Origin of the sequence: Phaeobacter porticola (genome assembly GCF_001888185.1) — a bacterium.
GTDB lineage: Bacteria > Pseudomonadota > Alphaproteobacteria > Rhodobacterales > Rhodobacteraceae > Phaeobacter > Phaeobacter porticola.
The window spans coordinates 3,581,029-3,600,026 of the sequence record NZ_CP016364.1; the positions used below are offsets into that span (position 1 = coordinate 3,581,029).

The window sequence follows — 18,998 nt, forward strand, 5'->3', positions numbered from 1 at the left end:
GGGCGGGCAAGCCTGCCAACGCCAAGGGCCAATGACAGGACGGTTGGAGAAGACATGCTGGGTATCGGAACACTCGCCAAAAAGGTTTTCGGCACGCCGAATGACCGTAAAATCAAGGCGACACGGCCGCTGATTGCCAAGATCAACGCGCTGGAGCCCGAGTTCGAAAAGCTTAGCGATCAGGCGTTGCAGGGCAAGACTGAAGATTTGCGCCAGCGCGCGCTCGACGGCACCAGTCTGGATGACCTACTGCCCGAAGCTTTTGCCAATGTGCGCGAAGCGGCTCGCCGGGCCTTGGGTCTGCGTGCCTTTGACACCCAGTTGATAGGCGGCATTTTTCTACATCAGGGTAACATTTCCGAGATGAAGACCGGCGAGGGCAAAACCCTTGTCGCGACGTTCCCGGCCTATCTCAATGCGCTGACCGGCAAGGGTGTGCATGTGGTCACGGTGAATGAATATCTCGCCAAGCGTGACAGCGAATGGATGAGCAAGGTGTTTTCCCACCTGGGCATGACCACCGGTGTGATCTGGTCGGGTCAGCCCGATACGGAAAAGATGGCGGCCTACCAAAGCGATGTCACCTATGCCACCAACAACGAGCTGGGCTTTGACTATCTGCGCGACAATATGAAGCCGAGCCTTGATCAGGTTTTCCAAAAACACCACAATTTTGCCATCGTGGATGAGGTCGACTCGATCCTGATTGATGAAGCCCGCACGCCGCTGATCATCTCTGGTCCCGCCGAAGATCGCTCAGAGATGTATTCCACAATCGATAAGTTGATCCCGCTTCTGAGCGATGATCACTACGAACTGGACGAGAAAACCCGTGGTGTGACCTTCACCGAGGATGGCAACGAGTATCTGGAGCAGCAACTGGTTGCGCATGGTCTGCTGGACGAAGGCGCGTCTCTCTATGACCCTGAGAGCACGACGGTTGTTCATCACGTCAACCAAGCTCTGCGCGCGCATAAGCTGTTTCAGCGCGACAAAGATTACATCGTACGCGATGGTGACGTGGTTCTGATTGATGAATTCACCGGCCGTATGATGGCAGGTCGTCGCCTGTCCGAAGGCTTGCATCAGGCTATTGAGGCTAAGGAAGAGGTGAAGATCCAGCCAGAGAATACTACGCTGGCCTCAGTTACCTTCCAGAACTATTTCCGTCTCTACGGTAAACTGTCGGGTATGACAGGTACCGCAATGACCGAGGCCGAAGAATTCGCCGAGATCTATGGTCTGGGAGTGGTCGAAGTGCCGACCAACCGTCCTATTGCCCGTAAAGATGAGGATGACCAAGTTTATCGCACAGCGGTCGAGAAATACCGCGCGATGATCGAAGAGACGAACAAGGCACATGAGAAGGGCCAGCCGGTTCTTCTGGGCACGACCTCTATCGAGAAATCTGAACTGCTGAGCCATATGCTTGAGCAGGAAGGCATCAAGCATAACGTGCTGAATGCCCGCCATCACGAGCAGGAAGCACAGATCGTGGCAGATGCCGGCCGGTATGGCGCCGTGACTATCGCTACCAACATGGCGGGCCGCGGAACAGATATTCAGCTGGGCGGTAACGTCGAGCTGAAGGTGCTAGAGGTCCTTGCGGAAAATCCCGATGCAGATCCGGCTGAGCTTCGCACGGCAGAAGAGGCCAAGCACGCTGAAGAAAAGCAGAAGGTTCTTGATGCCGGCGGTCTGTTTGTCATGGCATCCGAACGTCACGAGAGCCGCCGCATCGACAACCAGCTGCGTGGTCGTTCCGGCCGTCAGGGTGATCCGGGCCGGACTGTGTTCTATCTCAGCCTCGAAGATGACTTGATGCGTATTTTCGGATCTGAGCGATTGGATAAACTGCTATCGACCCTTGGCATGAAGGAAGGCGAGGCGATTATTCACCCTTGGGTGAACAAATCGCTGGAGCGCGCGCAAGCGAAGGTTGAAGGCCGCAACTTTGATATGCGCAAGAACGTGTTGAAGTTTGACGATGTGATGAATGATCAGCGCAAGGTGATCTTTAACCAGCGTCGCGAAATCATGGCAGCCGAGGATTTGTCGGAAATCGTGGCTGACATGCGCCACGAGGTGATCGACGATCTATTGGACGTGCATATGCCCGCCAAAACCTATGCCGACCAATGGGATAGCGAGGGTTTGCAAGAACAGGTCCGCGAAAAGCTGGGGCTGGAGCTGCCAGTTGTGGATTGGGCTGCCGAGGAAGGCGTCGATGACGAACAAATCCGCGAACGCCTGGTCGAAGCTAGCGATGCAAAAACTCTGGAAAAGACCGAGGGTTTTGGTGCAGAAACTATGCGCAATATCGAAAAACAGGTGTTGCTGCAGACCATCGATGCGAAGTGGCGGGAACATCTGCTGACGCTGGAACATCTGCGTTCGGTGGTGGGTTTCCGAGGGTACGCGCAGCGCGATCCGCTTAATGAATACAAAAACGAGAGCTTCCAGCTGTTTGAGAACATGTTGGACACGCTGCGCGAAACCGTATCACAGCAACTCGCTCATGTGCGCCCCATCAGCGAAGATGAGCAGCGCCAGATGATGATGCAGATGGTTGCCCAGCAGGCCGAGATGAAAAACGCTGCGGCGGGGGACGTCGACGCCCAACCAGAGGCCGCCGCCGATGGATTTTCTGAAGACGACCCATCCACCTGGGGCAACCCCTCGCGCAACGATAAATGCCCCTGTGGATCAGGTAAAAAGTTCAAACATTGCCATGGAAGCCTCAGCTAAGGCGCAGATATGCGATCCGACGTCGGCGACGTACTCCAGTTAAATCGGTGAAAATTACACTGTTTCGCCAGATTCTCAGCAAGAGGCGGCCATCAATTGGTCGCCTTTTCGCGTCAAGGTTCCTTAACCTTTTTGGGTAAGGAGTCGGTGATGATCAGTAAACGTACAGCCTTGATGAGCGCGGCAACCTTGTGCGGCGCTTTGGCGATTGGTCTTGTCATGCAGACAACGGCTGGCAAACCGCAGGTATCAAAGAGTGCAGAGGTTGCCGTTGCCGAAGCATCCATGGTCGAGGTGTCAGTTTCTCCAGAAACGTCCGAACTTCAATCGGACGCTCTGTTGGAAATTGAATCCATCAGCCTGACAGCTGCCACGCCATCGTCTAGCGAGAACAACGACCCGCAGACCATACGTCAAACCCCAGAAACAAGCTGCGCTCTGACCGCAGAGGCCGTCGCCAGCCCGATGGCTGAGGTGCGTCTGACGGTACTTTCCTTGTGTCGGCCCAGCGAACGAGTGACGATCCACCACAATGGTATGATGTTCTCTAGCCGGTTGGATACGACTGGTGCGCTGACAATCCAAGTGCCCGCCTTGTCCTCAACCGCGGTGTTCATCGTCGAACCCCAGACTGGACGCGGCACAGTTGCCACCGCCATGGTGCCAGATCTTGATCTGGTAAATCGTGTGGTTTTGCAATGGGGCGGCAATAGCGGGTTTGAACTTCATGCTCGTGAATTCGGTGCCGGTTACGGTAGTATGGGCCACGTCTGGCGTGGCGCTGAATTGGCAGCGGGTCGTGGCTCTGTTGTGCAGCTGGGTGACGCGAGCCAACTAGCGCCTCGTCTGGCAGAGATTTACAGCGTCCCACGCCTTGGTGGCAACAAAAGTGGCGCGATTGATCTGACGGTTGAGGCTGAGGTCACAGCCATCAACTGTGGTCGTGACGTTTCTGCCCAAACGTTGGAATTACGTGACGGGGCGTTGCGCACCCGGGATCTGACCCTTGCGATGCCCGATTGTGCAGCAACCGGTGACTTTCTTGTGTTGAATAATCTGCTAGAAACCATGAAAATCGCCGCTAATTAATCAACGGCTTATTCAGGATTTCTCATGGCTTTGTTTCGTGCGGCGGTTTGTGCCGCACTCTTTCTTGTCACCGAAATCCTGCCGCTGCATGCGCAGGATGTGACACTTTCGTCGCCTGATGGAGCCGTTGAAATCACTGGGAACATCCTTGGTTTTGACGGAGAGTTCTATCGGGTCGAGACGAAATTTGGTGAGCTGACAGTTGATGGATCGGGTGTCAGCTGCGAGGGCCCTGGCTGCCCCAGCCTGTCTGATTTTGTTGCAGAAGTTGCTCTTTCTGGGTCGTCGACGATGGCCGAAGTTCTGTTGCCTGCGCTGATTGAAGGTTTTGCGCTGCGCAATGGGTTCCAGACCCGGCGCGATTCTATGCCCGACAACAACTTTGACTACGTCCTGCTAAGAGACACTGGTCGTGTGGCCGCGCGGTTCAGCTTCTTTGTGAGCAATACCGACGAAGGTTTTGCCGATCTTCTGGCCAACGAGGCTGATATTGTGATGGCCCTGCGCGAGATTCGTAGCGCTGAACGCGCTCGTGCCCGTGAGGCCGGTATGGGAGATATGACCGGTCCACAGCGCAGTCGTGTGCTGGCGCTTGACGCCATGGTCCCGGTTGTCGCGCCGAGCAACCCCGTGCGATCGATTTCCGTATCGAACTTGGCGCGTGTTCTTTCAGGTGACATCAACAACTGGTCGGAATTGGGCGGCGCCGATGCGCCGATTTCCTTGCATTTACCGGTGGCGGGGTCAGGGCTTGCGCAGGCTATTGATGATCGCCTCGCCAGTCCGGCGGTCGCCAAACTAGGCAATCGGCTGCGCCGCCATGATCGTGGCAGCACCTTAGCGCGCGTGGTTGCGACCGACCCCTTTGCTCTGGGATTAGCGAGTTTCGCGGAAACCTCAACCGCGAGAGTTTTGACATTGAGAGGGACGTGCGGGTTTTCACTGCGGGCAAATCGTCGGTCGATCAAGACTGAGGACTACCCGCTGACGGCTCCGATGTTTCTCTACCTTCCATCGCGCCGTTTGCCAAAGCTGGCACGTGATTTTCTTAGCTATGTGCGGGGGCCAGGGGCGCAGATTGTGATCCGTCGCGCCGGATTTGTTGATCAGGCACCTGAGCGCATCTCAATGAATGCCCAAGGCAACCGGCTGGCAAATGCTATAGCGGCAGCGGGGCCTGAGGTGTCTTTGGAAGAGCTGCAGCGGCTTGTTCAGCGGCTGACAGGCCTGCAACGGCTGACCACATCGTTTCGCTTTGAACCGGGGTCAACTCGTCCGGACGCACAATCACGTAGCAATATCATTCAGCTGGCCAGATCGCTTGAAGCTGGGGCTTATGATGCACGTGAATTGGTCTTTGTTGGGTTTTCGGATGGGGATGGCCCCGCCAACGGCAATAAATCCATCGCGATGAAACGGGCAGAGGCTGTTCGGGATGCGGTGATTTTGGCAGCAGAGACTGCCAATCTTGAGCGTACTGAGATAGGCTTGGCGGCCTTTGGAGAGGCCTTGCCAATGGCCTGCGAAGATCAAAGATGGGGGCGTCAGGTCAATCGCCGGGTCGAAGTTTGGGTGCGCTGACGACCTAAAGATAGCCAGCAGAGCGAAAGCTAAGCTCGCTGGATTTTCCGATGATCAGATGGTCATGCAGCACAATGTCCAATGCTGCTAATGCGCCGGCGACACGATCTGTCATTTGGATATCACTGTTGGACGGCGCTGGATCACCGGACGGGTGATTGTGCACAAGTATCAATGCGCTAGCGCTGATTTCCAAGGCGCGCTTGGCGATTTCACGTGGATAGACTGGGACGTGATCAACAGTGCCTTTGGCCTGTTCCTCGTCGGCAATTAGGATATTTTTTCTATCCAGATACAGCACGCGAAACTGTTCGGTTTCCCGGTGGGCCATCACCGTATGGCAATAATCTAGCAGCGCATCCCAAGAAGATAGCACAGGCCGCAACATGATTCTTGCACGCGCCATTCGATGCGCCGTGGCTTCGATAATCTTGAGATCTGTAATGACTGAGGAGCCGATGCCCTCCACCTCGGCCAGTCGGTCAGAGGGGGCAGTGATTACACGATTGAAATCTCCAAACGTATCGAGCAGTCGCCGCGCGAGGGGTTTAACGTCGCGACGGGGGATCGAACGAAAGAGAAGCAATTCTAGAAGTTCGTAGTCGGGCATGGCAGCGGCCCCCCCGTCCATAAACCGAGTGCGCAACCTTATACGGTGATCCTTGATATACGAGGGGAGGCGTCTGCTGGGGGCGGACACGGGTTCGGTTTCGTCACCGGGTGGGAACAGCGGCAGAGAAACGTCCTCGAATGCGGGATCCTTTGGCATGCGCCATGATGCTGACATCATGGTTGAAGAATCGTTAACGTGGAGCTGCCCGACATGTTGATGGGAAGATGTTAGTCCCAATGATAAAAGCGCCCCGAATGGAGCGCTTTCATTGCATTACAACACAAGTCGGGTTAGGTTCTTACCCCTTCATCCCGTCCCAGAAGCTTTTTACCGAAGAGAAAAAGCTACGAGATTCGGGATTCGTGTTGTCCTCCGAAAGATCCTCGAATTCACGGAGAAGCTCTTTCTGCCGGGAGGTGAGGTTCATCGGGGTTTCCACTGCCAATTCAATGAACATATCGCCGGTTGGGCCACCGCGCAGGGCTGGCATACCCTTGCCACGCAGGCGCATCTGGCGGCCTGATTGGCTGCCTTCCGGGATTTGTACACGCCCACGGCCTCCGTCTATGGTCGGAACTTCGATGGCACCGCCAAGAGCAGCTTTGGCCATTGAAACCGGAACACGGCAATATAGATTGTTTCCATCGCGTTCAAACAGATCGTGGGCAGACACCTCGACAAAGATATAGAGATCGCCAGGAGGACCGCCACGCATCCCTGCCTCGCCTTCGCCCGCAAGACGAATGCGTGTGCCGGTTTCAACGCCGGCCGGAATGTTCACAGACAGTGAGCGGTCTTTTTCGACACGGCCATGTCCTTGGCAGGATTTACAAGGGTTCTTTATGATCTGGCCGAGGCCTGAACATGTGGGGCAGGTGCGCTCGACTGTAAAGAAGCCCTGTTGAGCGCGTACCTTGCCCATGCCTGAACATGTGGGGCAGGTGGTTGGCTCAACTCCGCCTTCGGCGCCGGTTCCCTCACAAGAGCCGCAGGCCACCGCTGTGGGGACGTTGATCGTTTTATGCATGCCAGCAAAGGCATCTTCGAGCGAGATGCGAAGATTGTAACGCAAATCGGACCCGCGCGCCGCACGTTGCCGCCCGCCGCCCTGGCCGCCACGACCACCCATGAAGTCGCCGAACAGATCGTCGAATACATCAGAAAATGCCGACGAAAAGTCGCCGCCGCCAAAGCCTTGACCACCCTGAGCACCACGTTGGCCACCGCCCATGCCGTTTTCAAAGGCAGCGTGACCATAGCGGTCGTAAGCCGCCTTTTTTTCCGGATCTTTTAATACATCGTAGGCCTCGTTGGCCTCTTTGAACTGTCCTTCGGATTCAGGATTGTCCTTGTTCCGATCAGGGTGCAGCTCTTTGGCCTTCGTGCGAAAGCCCTTCTTGATTTCATCGGCGGTGGCCCCTTTGGACACCCCGAGAACGTCATAGTAATCTCGTTTGGACATCGGAATACCCCTCTTGCCGCAACGAAAGCGGGCCGGCCCGGAATTCGGACCGGCCCGCTTCGGCCAAAATCAGACCTTAGCGCTTGTTGTCGTCCAGATCTTCGAATTCGGCATCGACAATATCGTCATCCCCAGGGCCGCTTTCGTCTGCGGCGGTGGGTTCTTGTTCTACATCGTCCTGTGCCGATTTGTAGATCGCCTCGCCAAGCTTCATCGCGGCTTCTGTAACGTTCTGAACGCCCGATTTGATTTTATCGGCAGTTGACTTCTCGTTCTCGAGATCGTCCTTCAGTGCAGCAATGGCCAGCTCGATTGCTTCGATGGTGGTCGGATCCACCTTGTCTGCATGCTCTTCCATCGATTTTTCGGTCGAATGGATAAGGCTCTCGGCCTGGTTTTTTGCTTCGATCAATTCGCGGCGCTCTTTGTCCGACTCAGCGTTCTCTTCGGCGTCCTTGACCATTTTCTCGATATCGGCGTCGGACAGGCCGCCAGACGCCTGGATCGTGATGTTCTGTTCTTTGCCTGTTGCCTTGTCTTTAGCACCGACCGACACGATGCCGTTGGCGTCGATGTCAAAAGTGACTTCGATTTGCGGCATGCCGCGCGGAGAGGGTGGGATATCTTCAAGATTGAACTGGCCAAGCATCTTGTTGTCGGCAGCCATTTCCCGCTCACCCTGGAACACGCGAATGGTCACGGCGTTCTGGTTGTCTTCTGCGGTTGAAAATACCTGGCTCTTCTTGGTCGGGATGGTGGTGTTACGGTCGATCAGGCGTGTGAACACGCCACCGAGGGTTTCGATACCCAACGACAACGGCGTCACATCGAGCAGAACAACGTCTTTCACATCACCTTGCAGAACGCCGGCCTGAATGGCCGCGCCCATTGCGACAACCTCATCCGGGTTCACACCCTTATGGGGTTCCTTACCGAAAAATTTGCTGACCTCTTCGATTACTTTGGGCATGCGGGTCATACCGCCGACCAGAACCACCTCGTCGATGTCGGATGCCGAGAGACCGGCATCTTTCAAAGCGGCGGCACAAGGCTTCATTGAGGCCTTGATCAGGTCGCCAACCAGGCTCTCGAGCTTAGCGCGGGTCAATTTCATAACCATGTGCAGCGGCTGGCCCGAGGACGGATCCATCGAGATGAACGGCTGGTTGATTTCGGTCTGGCTGGAGGAGGACAGTTCGATCTTGGCTTTTTCAGCAGCTTCTTTCAGACGTTGCAGAGCCATCTTGTCCTTGGTCAGGTCAACGCCGTGCTCTTTCTTGAACTGGTCTGCCAAGTAGTTGACGATACGCATGTCAAAGTCTTCACCACCAAGGAACGTGTCACCGTTGGTGGATTTAACTTCAAACAGGCCATCGTCGATTTCCAGAATGGTTACGTCGAATGTACCGCCACCAAGGTCATAGACCGCGATGGTTTGGGTTTCTTCCTTGTCCAGACCATAGGCCAGGGCCGCAGCTGTCGGTTCGTTGATGATGCGCAGGACTTCAAGACCGGCGATCTTGCCGGCGTCTTTGGTCGCCTGACGCTGGGCATCGTTGAAGTAGGCAGGCACAGTGATGACGGCCTGGGTTACTTCTTCGCCGAGATAGGATTCGGCGGTTTCTTTCATCTTGCCCAGGATGAAGGCAGAGATCTGCGAGGGGGAGTATTTCTCGCTCTTGGCTTCGACCCATGCATCGCCGTTGCCGCCGTTGATCACGGCGAAAGGTAGGTTTTTCTTGTCTTTGGCCAGGTCCGCATCGTCGAACCGGCGACCGATCAGGCGCTTAACGCCAAAAACGGTGTTGTCCGGGTTCGTGACGGCCTGACGCTTGGCCGGCTGGCCCACCAGACGTTCATCGTCGGTGAAGGCAACAATCGACGGGGTGGTGCGCGCGCCCTCAGCGTTTTCGATAACGCGAGGCTGCGAGCCGTCCATGATGGCCACACAGGAGTTTGTGGTCCCGAGGTCGATTCCGATAACTTTGCTCATATTCGATCCCTTTTTACTTTCTAAGGCGATTACCCGAGGTCTGAACCCATTTTGGCATTCCGGCCCCGATTCACTTGCGGTTTGGTCTGCACCTCACCGCTTCTCGGCGTATATAGGGAGCGTAAATGCCCCCTGCAACCGCCAGAACGCGTCCTGTTTCGCGAATTACTGCGGTTTTTGACAGGGGAATGGTTAAGAACGGGCTAACAGCGATGACCAAGTTGCGGTTGCGGGGGTTTGAATTGACAAAACCCCTATTGAATATGGCGGAGCAGCAAGAGCTGATCGAGTGCTTGCGCCCAGTTTTGCGTGCCGCGCCGCTGTTTTCACCAGAGGTTCCGGGTGGTGGGCAGATGTCTGTGCGCATGACGTCAGCGGGGGCTTTAGGCTGGATCAGTGACCGTAACGGTTATCGCTACGAAGCGCGGCATCCAAGCGGACGGCGTTGGCCGGATATCCCAGAGGAGATTCTGGAGCTCTGGCGTGTCACCACTGGGCTAGAGCGGCAACCAGATTGTTGCCTGATCAATTACTATGGTGAAGGCGCCCGGATGGGGCTGCATCAGGACAAGGACGAGGCCGATTTTTCCTACCCGGTGGTCTCTATTTCCTTGGGCGATGACGGTTTGCTACGTATCGGTAACCAGACGCGCGGCGGCAGGACGGATACCATCTGGCTTAACTCTGGCGATGTGGTGGTGATGGGCGGCGAGGCGCGTTTGATGTACCATGGCGTGGACCGGATCCGCTTCAGATCTTCACGGCTGCTGCCGAAGGGGGGTCGGATCAATCTGACACTACGGGTGGCGACTTGAACTGCAAATGATCAAGGGGGTCAGCGCTTTGCTCCCCAGCTGATAGAGGCGCGGCGCCGTGTGTAGAATTCTCCCATGAGGCCGATCATAATTAGAACCAATGCAACCCAGCAGGCATATTGCCAATTGCTGAAATGGGGATTGTAGTTGATGAACACAAAGCCGCGTGATTGATCAATGCAGTGAAACAGCGGATTCCAGTCAAACATCGCCAGCATAAAACTGGGCAGTGTATTGGCGAGGAACATCTTACCGGACGCGATCATATTGGCGCGTTGGTAGATAAGGGAGACAATCCCCACTGTCCCAGGTGACCAGGGTTTCAGGACCAACAATATCAATCCAACGGCAGCACCCGTGAGCCACGACAGCAGCACCATCCCAAATGCAGCAATCGGCTGGTCGATCTCAATCGGCGTGAAGGCCACGTGATAGACAAACAGGATGATGAACATCGACAGTACTTGAATGTATAGTGATCCAATGGCGGCAGACAGGATCGCAACGATGGTGTTCATCGGGGCGTGTTGCATCATCGGGCTGCTCGGCCCCTCTGCGCCAGATACTGCTGCAACCGCTTTAGTGTGTGTCAGGAACAGGAAGATGCCTGACATCATATAGAGCAGGAAATCACCCCGTATCGCAGCGGCACGCATTCCCAGCAGCGAAAACATTGCATAGAAGGCGAGAACGAACAGCACCGATTGCAGTAGATTGGTCGCAAGGGCGAGAAACGCATTATTGTGTTTCGACCGAACACTGCGCACCACGGAATGAAAGACGACTTCGTTCATCGCGATGAAGCTGCTCAATGAGGACCGTTGATGTCGCTGCTGGAACATAGGGTTCTGGTGCCTGACCTGTTGTAGGTGAAACTCTGCTCATCGTTACCACGGAAATCTTGCTGTTCCGTTTCACCACGATCATAAGGGGGGCAACTGCCGTAATCAATAAAACCCGGCCATGGGAGTGCTTGCGTGACATATGATGACCTTATTCCGGTAATCCGCCGTTTGGCGATCGAAGCCGGAGAGAAGATCATGGAGATCTACGACTCGGAAGAATTCGAGGTGAAAGTGAAATCGGACGAAAGCCCGGTTACCGCAGCGGACGAAGCCGCTGATGCGTTGATCTCAGCCGGATTGCGGGCCGCCTTTCCAAACGTCATGCTGGTGACCGAAGAACAGGCGGAATCCCACAGCAAAACTGGCGACACCTTCCTGATCGTTGATCCGTTGGATGGCACCAAGGAGTTCATTCACCGTCGTGGCGATTTCACCGTGAATATTGCGCTGGTTGAAAAAGGCGTGCCGACACGCGGCGTGGTTTATGCCCCGGCACGATCGCGGATGTTCTTTACCCTGGCAGATGGCTCATCGGTCGAAGAGACAGGGGCGTTTGACCCAGCCATCATGGGTGAGATCAAGCAAATCCGCGTAGCCGAGAGCAACAATGATGCACTGATGGTTGTTGCTTCGAAATCGCACCGTGACCAAGCGACGGATGATTACATTGGCAAATATGCTGTGAAGGACAGCAAAAGCGCCGGCTCATCGCTCAAGTTTTGTCTCGTGGCAACCGGGGAAGCCGATCTTTACCCGAGGGTCGGGCGCACAATGGAATGGGATACTGCCGCAGGCCATGCGGTGCTTGGCGGCGCTGGTGGTGCTGTGGTGCGCTTCGACGATCATTCCCCGCTTACCTACGGCAAGGAAGGCTATGCCAACCCCTTCTTTATTGCCTACGCGCCTGGTGTGGAGCTGAAGAAAGCCTGATGTCCGTTCTTATCGTCATCCCCGCCCGCTATGCATCAACCCGCTATCCTGGCAAACCACTTGTATCGCTGACTGGTGCCAGCGGTGAAAGTCAGACCCTGATAGAGCGGTCTTGGCGTGCTGCAATGGCCGTGACCGGTGTAGACCGGGTGGTCGTCGCCACCGATGATGACCGTATTCGCGACGCGGCCCAAGGGTTCGGCGCAGAGGTGGTTATGACCTCTGAAAGCTGCGGTAACGGGACCGAACGCTGTGCCGAGGCGTTGAAGAACCTGGGTGGCGATTATGACATCGTGGTGAACCTGCAAGGGGATGCTCCACTGACGCCGCATTGGTTCGTGGAGGATCTGATTACCGGGTTGCGCGCAGCCCCTGACAAGGGGCTGGCGACACCGGTGCTGCGCTGCGATGGCGCGACATTGAACAGCTTGCTGGCTGATCGCAAGGCGGGGCGCGTTGGAGGCACAACATCGGTATTCGGCAGTGATCACAACGCGCTCTACTTCTCAAAAGAAGTCGTGCCTTTCACCTCCAAGACCTACGAGACAGCTGATGCCACCCCGGTGTTTCATCATGTTGGTGTCTATGCCTATCGACCGGATGCGCTGACGGCCTACCCCGACTGGCCCATCGGGCCGCTGGAAACTCTCGAGGGATTGGAGCAGCTGCGGTTCCTGGAAAACGGACGCAAGATCCTCTGTGTGGAGGTTGAGTCGCGTGGGCGTGAGTTCTGGGAGTTGAACAATCCAGAGGACGTGCCGCTGATCGAGGCGATGATGCAGAAAATGGGTCACAAATAGGCCCGAATTGTCGATAAAATGAAACATCTTAAGGGTTGGCGTGAACGTGACGTGACTAAGGGTATATTTTCTGCATTGCCTGCGGAATACTCAAGTCGGCCTTTCTAGGCAGGTTTCGTCGCTGTAACGGCCACCACGGATGAACCGCATTAGAACGGTTCGGAAATAGATAATGAGAGTGCAAGATGCGTAGAAAAGTAACGAAGGCAATTTTTCCAGTGGCAGGGCTCGGGACGCGTTTTCTGCCGGCTACCAAATCCGTCCCCAAAGAAATCATGACGCTGGTTGATCGCCCACTAGTACAATACGCGATCGACGAGGCCCGAGAGGCCGGTATCAAAGAGTTCATCTTCGTCACGTCGCGCGGAAAAGGCGCTTTGGAAGATTATTTTGACCATTCTCCGATGCTGGAGCAGGAGCTGCGTAAGAAGGGCAAAGATGATCTTCTGGAGATCCTGAAGGCGACCAATATGGATTCTGGCGCGATTGCCTATATCCGCCAGCATCAGGCACTTGGTCTGGGCCACGCGGTCTGGTGCGCGCGGCGTTTGATTGCCAACGAACCCTTTGCTGTGATCCTGCCCGATGATGTGATCGCTGCTGAGACACCCTGTCTGAAGCAGATGGTTGAGGCTTATGAGGAAACCGGCGGCAATATGGTTGCAGCGATGGAAGTACCGCCAGAGCAGGCCTCGTCTTACGGTGTTCTTGACGTCAAAGAAGACATGGGGTCAGTTGTGTCGGTGAACGGCATGGTTGAAAAGCCCAAGGCAGAAGATGCCCCGTCTAACCTTGCTGTAATCGGTCGCTATATTCTGGCGCCTTCTGTCCTTCGCAACCTCAACAAAAAGAAACAAGGCGCGGGTGGAGAGATCCAGCTGACTGACGCAATTGCTGAAGATATCGCCAATGAAGTCCCGGTGTATGGCTATCGGTTCCGTGGGCAACGCTTTGACTGTGGCTCTAAGGCTGGGTTTTTGCAGGCGACGGTTGCCTTTGCATTGGCTCGCGAAGAGCTGCGTGATGATCTGATGTGCTACATCAACGAGGTCGCGCAGATCAGCAAAGCGGCGCAGTAGCCAGCATTCCGTGCGACGAATAGTATGACACGGCCGGGCAAGTATGTCCGGCCTTTTGAGCAAGATGAGGCAGCTTTGAAAAATATTCTGGTGACCGGCGGAGCAGGCTATATCGGCTCTCACGCTTGTAAAGCGTTGCGTGCGGCAGGCTATACGCCCGTGACCTATGACAATCTCGTGACCGGTTGGCGAGACGCAGTAAAGTTTGGTCCGTTTGAGCAGGGCGATCTGACTGACCGGGCGCGACTGGACGAGGTGTTCACCAGATATCAGCCTGCTGCTGTGATGCATTTTGCAGCGCTTAGTCAGGTTGGCGAAGCCATGAGCGAGCCGGGGCGCTACTGGGCCAACAACGTCGGTGGCTCGCTGACGTTGATAGAAGCGGCCGTTGCTGCGGGATGTCTGGATTTTGTATTCTCCTCGACCTGCGCTACCTATGGTGAGCATGACAATGTTGTGCTGGACGAGAGCACACCTCAGCTGCCTTTGAACGCCTATGGCGCCTCCAAACGTGCGGTTGAGGATATTCTGCGCGACTTTGGGGCCTCGCATGGGCTGCGGTCGGTGATTTTCCGCTATTTCAATGTGGCTGGTGCCGATCCCGAGGCAGAGGTTGGTGAGTTTCACCGCCCCGAAACCCATCTCGTGCCGTTGGTTCTGGATGCCATTGAGGGCAAGCGGGATGCGCTCACTATCTTCGGCACCGACTATGATACACCCGATGGCACGTGTGTGCGCGATTATGTGCATGTTTGCGATTTGGTTGACGCCCATGTCCTTGGGCTTGAGTGGCTGCACGATGGCAAGGGCAGCCAAGTCTTCAATCTCGGCACCGGCACCGGTTTTTCGGTGCGCGAAGTGATGGATAAAGCTGAGGCCACAACTGGCAAAACAGTACCCCATTCCATTGGCCCGCGTCGGGCTGGGGACTGCACGAAACTGGTGTCTGGATCGGTGCGGGCTGCGACCATATTGGCATGGCAGCCAAAACGCTCTGATCTTGAAACAATGATAGCGGACGCTTGGGGCTGGCATAAAACAAGCGGCTACGAGCGTTAGGGTGCAGGGGCCGTCATCGGCTTTGTCTTCTTTGCCGCTGCCGGAGATCAGCCGGGCTGCGGCTTACCGGCTCCGTTGGCAGCGGCGTGCATTGTTATGGCGATCCTTTCGCGCACGTCACCAGCTGACGCAGGTAGTAGCTCGCACAGAGAATCTGCGACCTGACGCGATTCTGGCAGTTACGGTGCTGCGAAACGAGGCTACTCGCCTGCCCTATTTTTTGTCGTTTTATCGGGCTCTTGGCGTGGATCATTTTCTAATGGTCGACAATGGCAGCGACGACGAGAGTGGAACCTTTCTTGCCGCGCAGCGAGATGTATCGCTCTGGCGGACCTCAGCGCACTACCGAGATGCGCGGTTTGGCTTGGACTGGGCCACGTGGCTTCAGATCTGCCATAGCCACGGGCGTTGGTGCCTAAGTGTTGATACAGACGAATTGCTTGTTTTTGGAGGGGATGCGATCCACGGGCTGCGGGGGCTCACAAAGCTGCTGGAGCAGCAGCGGCAACCGGGTTTCGGCGCAGTGATGTTGGATCTCTTTCCCCAAGGCCGCTTGAATTCTACAGGCTACACGGCTGGTGAGGATCCTCGCATTGCGTTGCCCTGGTTCGATCCCGGTCCATATCGCGCGACTCGGCAGCTGCCACGTGGAAACCTGTGGGTACAGGGCGGGTTGCGAGAGCGGGTATTCTTTTGTGATGATCCTCAGCGTTCGCCGACGTTGAATAAGTTGCCGTTGATAAAATGGAACCGCCGGTTTGCCTATACGAATTCGACCCATGCGATCCTTCCACGGCGGTTGAACGGGCTGTATGATGGACCGGGTGGAAACGCGCCATCAGGCGTGCTGTTGCACACAAAATTTCTGCCGGAAGTGGTCGAAAAATCTTCTATTGAAAAGCAGCGCCAGCAACATTTTGGCGATCCTGCAGCCTTTGCGGGCTATTATGATGAGCTGGCAGAAGCACCTGATCTCTGGCACTCGGGTGCGTTGCGGTATGAGGGGCCAGAACAATTGGAGGCCTTGGGTCTCGCACGTGCCCCGAACTGGAGCACGCGCTAAGCCTTAGGTGCGCACCGCATTCTGTTCGTCCCGGCGCTGGCGGACCAATTGATGTTTGGTCACCAGCGAAGCGGTTAGAACTCCAACTGTCACGATTGCGATCATGATGGTCGACAGCGCATTGATTTCCGGACTGACACCCAGGCGTACCGCCGAGAAGATTTTGATTGGCAAAGTGGTTGCCGCAGGCCCCGAGGTAAAAGACGCAATCACCAGATCGTCCAGCGAAAGGGTAAACGCCAGGAGCCAGCCCGATATGACCGCAGGGGCAATGATCGGCAGGGTGACAAGGCGGAATGCCTCAGCCGCGGAGCAGCCAAGATCAAGCGCCGCCTCTTCCAGAGAGCGATCAAACGTTACCAGGCGCGAGGATACAACAACCGACACGTAGCACATGGAAAAAGTTGTATGCGCCAGTACGATGGTCATAACGCCGCGATCCATTCCGATGCCGATGAACAAGAGCAAGAGCGAGAGGCCAGTGATCACCTCTGGCATGACAAGAGGTGCATAAATCATACCGGAAAACAGCGTGCGGCCAAGGAACCGGCCGCCGCGCACAAGAACATAGGCGGCCATGGTCCCAAGCACAGTTGCAATGGTGGAGGAGAGCACGGCCACCTTTAGCGTGACCCAGGCGGCATTCAGAAATGCCTCGTTCTGTAACAGTTCACCATACCATTTAACTGAGAAACCTGCCCAGACCGTTACCAGCTTGCTTTCGTTGAAGCTGAATATAATCAGGATCACCATCGGAATGTAGAGAAACGCAAACCCCAGCGTCAGGGAGACGGTGTTGAACCAGCTCAAACGATTCATTGTTCAGCCTCCTGCTGTTTCTGCTGATTGCGTTGGAACAGCACGATGGGCACCACGAGGATCAGCAGGAGGACAACCGCCACCGCCGAGGCTACCGGCCAATCGCGGTTGGAGAAGAACTCTTCCCACAAGACCTTGCCGATCATCAGCGTGTCGGATCCACCTAGCAAGGACGGGATCACAAACTCACCTAACGTCGGAATAAAGACGAGAAAGCAGCCCGCTATGATACCGGCACGGGACAGTGGGATTGTGACCAGCCAGAAGGCCTGCATCCGCGAACAGCCCAAATCCTCTGCGGCCTCGATCAGGGATCCATCGAGCCGTTCCAGCGCTGAATAGATGGGTAGGATCATGAAGGGCAGATAGGTGTAGACGATGCCAATATAGACGGCAGTATTGGTGTTCAGGATGACAAGGGGCGTGTCGATCAATCCCAACCAGATCAGGAACTGATTCAGCAGGCCCTCGTTCGACAGAATACCCATCCACGCGTAGACACGGATCAGAAAGCTGGTCCAAAATGGCAGAATCACCAGCATCATCAAAGTTGGGCGCCATTCTTCTGGCGCGCGCGCCATAGCATAGGCCATCGGATAGCCTACCAGCAGGGTGAAGAACGTCGAGATGACGGCAATCTTGAGCGAACTCAGATAAGCCTTCCAATAAAGATCATCTTCGGTCAGCCAGGTGAAATTCTCAAAATCCAGTTTGGACAAGAATGCCCAGACCCCGGTGATCCAATCGAATTGCGGCATATAGGGGGGGCGTGCCACTGCCGCGTCCGACAAGGCGATTTTGAAGACGATAGCAAAGGGCACCAAAAACAGCGCTAGGAGCCAAGCATAAGGGATTGCGATCAGGAGAAAACGGCGCATCAGTCAGCCAAGAGAACACCGGCGGTGGCTGTCCAAGACAGCCAGACCGGGTCTTCCCAAGTAAAGGCACGACGGGAGATGCGGCGGGTGTTGGCAGCCTGCGCCTTGATCACCGCGCCGGAGGGCAGCTCTACGTGATAAGTTGAGATGTTGCCGAGATACGCGATATCAAGGATGCGTCCCTGAACCGTATTGTCTGCGTCTGTCGGACGATCCGCGCTGATGGTGACTTTCTCTGGCCGGATTGCCAGATGACAGCGCTGTCCTTCAGAAAACGCCGCTTGGCTTTTAATCGTTAGTGGCGCTGCGCCATCTTTCCAATTTACGGCGTATTGTTCTGGCCCACTGGGGGTGGCTGTACCGTCAATGATATTCACGTCACCAATGAAATCCGCAACATAGAGCGAATTTGGCGTTTCGTAGATGCGATCAGGTGTGGCGACTTGTACGATCTTGCCATTGTCCATTACCGCAACGCGGGACGCGACAGTCATCGCCTCTTCCTGATCATGGGTGACAATCACAAAGGTGGTGCCGGTTTTCTCCTGGATATCCATCAGTTCAAACTGGGTATCCTGGCGCAGCTTTTTGTCGAGCGCGCCCAAAGGTTCGTCCAGCAACAAGAGTTTGGGCGCCTTGGCCAGAGATCGGGCCAGTGCCACGCGTTGGCGTTGCCCGCCTGAGATCTGATGCGGTTTGCGGCTTGCGAATTTTTCCAACCGGGTCAGGCGTAGCATTTCCTGCACACGTTCTGCGATGTCGTGCTTGGGTCGGTTTTCGCGTTTCAAACCAAAGGCGATATTGTCCCAGACGCTGAGATGCGGAAACAGCGCATAGGATTGGAACATCATGTTGACCAGACGCTTGTTCGGCGGCACCGGGGCAATATCTTGACCTGAAAGGTAAATTTTTCCCTCTGTTGGGGTCTCAAACCCGGCCAGCATACGCATCATGGTGGTTTTGCCGCAGCCTGAAGGACCAAGAAGCGCAAAGAATTCCTTCTCGTAGATACCGAGAGTGAGATCGTCGATGGCGGTAAACTCACCAAAGCGTTTGGTCACGTTCTGGAATTGGATCAGGGGCTTGGCCTCTGGATCGTTCCAGGGTTCAAAAACAGGAATGGTCAAAAGGGCCCCCAAGGTTTCGCGCAAGTGGTCGGAACAGGCGCATGGAACAGGCGCCGGTGCTCCTCAATGGTGAAACGCGGGGCACGTGTCATGCCCG

16 protein-coding genes are annotated in these 18,998 nt (G+C 55.6%); 9 read left to right on the forward strand and 7 right to left on the reverse strand.

Going from position 1 to position 18,998, the window contains the following annotated elements; translation table 11 throughout:
- The first annotated feature begins 54 nt into the window (after positions 1-54).
- The 3 genes from secA (at position 55) to PhaeoP97_RS17210 (ending at position 5,418) form a co-directional block, all read left to right on the forward strand.
- Complete coding sequence (gene secA, locus PhaeoP97_RS17200; protein WP_072506143.1) at positions 55-2,748, forward strand: preprotein translocase subunit SecA; 2,694 nt, start codon at positions 55-57, stop codon at positions 2,746-2,748.
- 150 nt (positions 2,749-2,898) lie between these two features.
- Complete coding sequence (locus PhaeoP97_RS17205) at positions 2,899-3,837, forward strand: hypothetical protein (RefSeq protein WP_072506550.1); 939 nt, start codon at positions 2,899-2,901, stop codon at positions 3,835-3,837.
- 24 nt (positions 3,838-3,861) lie between these two features.
- Positions 3,862-5,418, forward strand: a complete 1,557-nt coding sequence (locus tag PhaeoP97_RS17210) for a substrate-binding domain-containing protein (RefSeq protein ID WP_072506144.1) — start codon at positions 3,862-3,864, stop codon at positions 5,416-5,418.
- 4 nt (positions 5,419-5,422) lie between these two features.
- Here the strand turns inward: PhaeoP97_RS17210 and radC are convergent, their stop codons facing one another.
- The 3 genes from radC to dnaK form a co-directional block, all read right to left on the reverse strand.
- On the reverse strand, positions 5,423-6,187 hold the full coding sequence (gene radC, locus PhaeoP97_RS17215; protein WP_072506145.1) for a RadC family protein: 765 nt from the start codon (positions 6,185-6,187) through the stop codon (positions 5,423-5,425).
- A gap of 142 nt (positions 6,188-6,329) precedes the next feature.
- Positions 6,330-7,493, reverse strand: coding sequence for a molecular chaperone DnaJ (gene dnaJ / locus PhaeoP97_RS17220; RefSeq protein ID WP_072506146.1), 1,164 nt, complete (start codon positions 7,491-7,493; stop codon positions 6,330-6,332).
- Positions 7,494-7,569: 76 nt separating this feature from the next.
- Positions 7,570-9,486, reverse strand: a complete 1,917-nt coding sequence (gene dnaK / locus PhaeoP97_RS17225) for a molecular chaperone DnaK (protein WP_072506147.1) — start codon at positions 9,484-9,486, stop codon at positions 7,570-7,572.
- A gap of 212 nt (positions 9,487-9,698) precedes the next feature.
- Between dnaK and PhaeoP97_RS17230 the strand changes: the two genes are divergently transcribed.
- Positions 9,699-10,301, forward strand: a complete 603-nt coding sequence (locus tag PhaeoP97_RS17230) for an alpha-ketoglutarate-dependent dioxygenase AlkB family protein (RefSeq protein ID WP_072506551.1) — start codon at positions 9,699-9,701, stop codon at positions 10,299-10,301.
- Positions 10,302-10,321: 20 nt separating this feature from the next.
- On the opposite strand, the gene PhaeoP97_RS17235 is transcribed toward PhaeoP97_RS17230, so the two are convergent.
- Positions 10,322-11,143, reverse strand: coding sequence for an ABC transporter permease (locus tag PhaeoP97_RS17235; protein WP_072506148.1), 822 nt, complete (start codon positions 11,141-11,143; stop codon positions 10,322-10,324).
- A gap of 135 nt (positions 11,144-11,278) precedes the next feature.
- On the opposite strand from PhaeoP97_RS17235, the gene cysQ reads away from it, so the two are divergent.
- The 5 genes from cysQ to PhaeoP97_RS17260 all read left to right on the forward strand — a co-directional run bounded on the left by cysQ (position 11,279) and on the right by PhaeoP97_RS17260 (position 16,077).
- The gene (cysQ, locus tag PhaeoP97_RS17240; RefSeq protein WP_072506150.1) at positions 11,279-12,076 is read left to right on the forward strand and encodes a 3'(2'),5'-bisphosphate nucleotidase CysQ; all 798 of its coding nucleotides are present in this window, start codon (positions 11,279-11,281) and stop codon (positions 12,074-12,076) included.
- Complete coding sequence (locus PhaeoP97_RS17245) at positions 12,076-12,876, forward strand: 3-deoxy-manno-octulosonate cytidylyltransferase (protein ID WP_072506151.1); 801 nt, start codon at positions 12,076-12,078, stop codon at positions 12,874-12,876. Before cysQ ends, PhaeoP97_RS17245 begins: the two co-directional genes overlap by 1 nt.
- A gap of 185 nt (positions 12,877-13,061) precedes the next feature.
- Positions 13,062-13,955 (forward strand): UTP--glucose-1-phosphate uridylyltransferase GalU, encoded by an 894-nt coding sequence (gene galU / locus PhaeoP97_RS17250; RefSeq protein WP_072506152.1) that lies wholly within the window; start codon positions 13,062-13,064, stop codon positions 13,953-13,955.
- Positions 13,956-14,030: 75 nt separating this feature from the next.
- Complete coding sequence (galE, locus tag PhaeoP97_RS17255) at positions 14,031-15,014, forward strand: UDP-glucose 4-epimerase GalE (protein ID WP_072506552.1); 984 nt, start codon at positions 14,031-14,033, stop codon at positions 15,012-15,014.
- A gap of 1 nt (position 15,015) precedes the next feature.
- Positions 15,016-16,077 (forward strand): glycosyltransferase family 2 protein, encoded by a 1,062-nt coding sequence (locus PhaeoP97_RS17260; RefSeq protein ID WP_072506153.1) that lies wholly within the window; start codon positions 15,016-15,018, stop codon positions 16,075-16,077.
- A gap of 3 nt (positions 16,078-16,080) precedes the next feature.
- Here the strand turns inward: PhaeoP97_RS17260 and PhaeoP97_RS17265 are convergent, their stop codons facing one another.
- The 3 genes from PhaeoP97_RS17265 to PhaeoP97_RS17275 are packed head-to-tail and all read right to left on the reverse strand — an operon-like array spanning position 16,081 to position 18,901.
- Positions 16,081-16,896, reverse strand: coding sequence for an ABC transporter permease (locus PhaeoP97_RS17265; RefSeq protein ID WP_072506155.1), 816 nt, complete (start codon positions 16,894-16,896; stop codon positions 16,081-16,083).
- Positions 16,893-17,774, reverse strand: coding sequence for an ABC transporter permease subunit (locus PhaeoP97_RS17270; protein ID WP_072506156.1), 882 nt, complete (start codon positions 17,772-17,774; stop codon positions 16,893-16,895). Before PhaeoP97_RS17270 ends, PhaeoP97_RS17265 begins: the two co-directional genes overlap by 4 nt.
- On the reverse strand, positions 17,774-18,901 hold the full coding sequence (locus PhaeoP97_RS17275) for an ABC transporter ATP-binding protein (RefSeq protein WP_072506553.1): 1,128 nt from the start codon (positions 18,899-18,901) through the stop codon (positions 17,774-17,776). Before PhaeoP97_RS17275 ends, PhaeoP97_RS17270 begins: the two co-directional genes overlap by 1 nt.
- Positions 18,902-18,998: the final 97 nt, after the last annotated feature.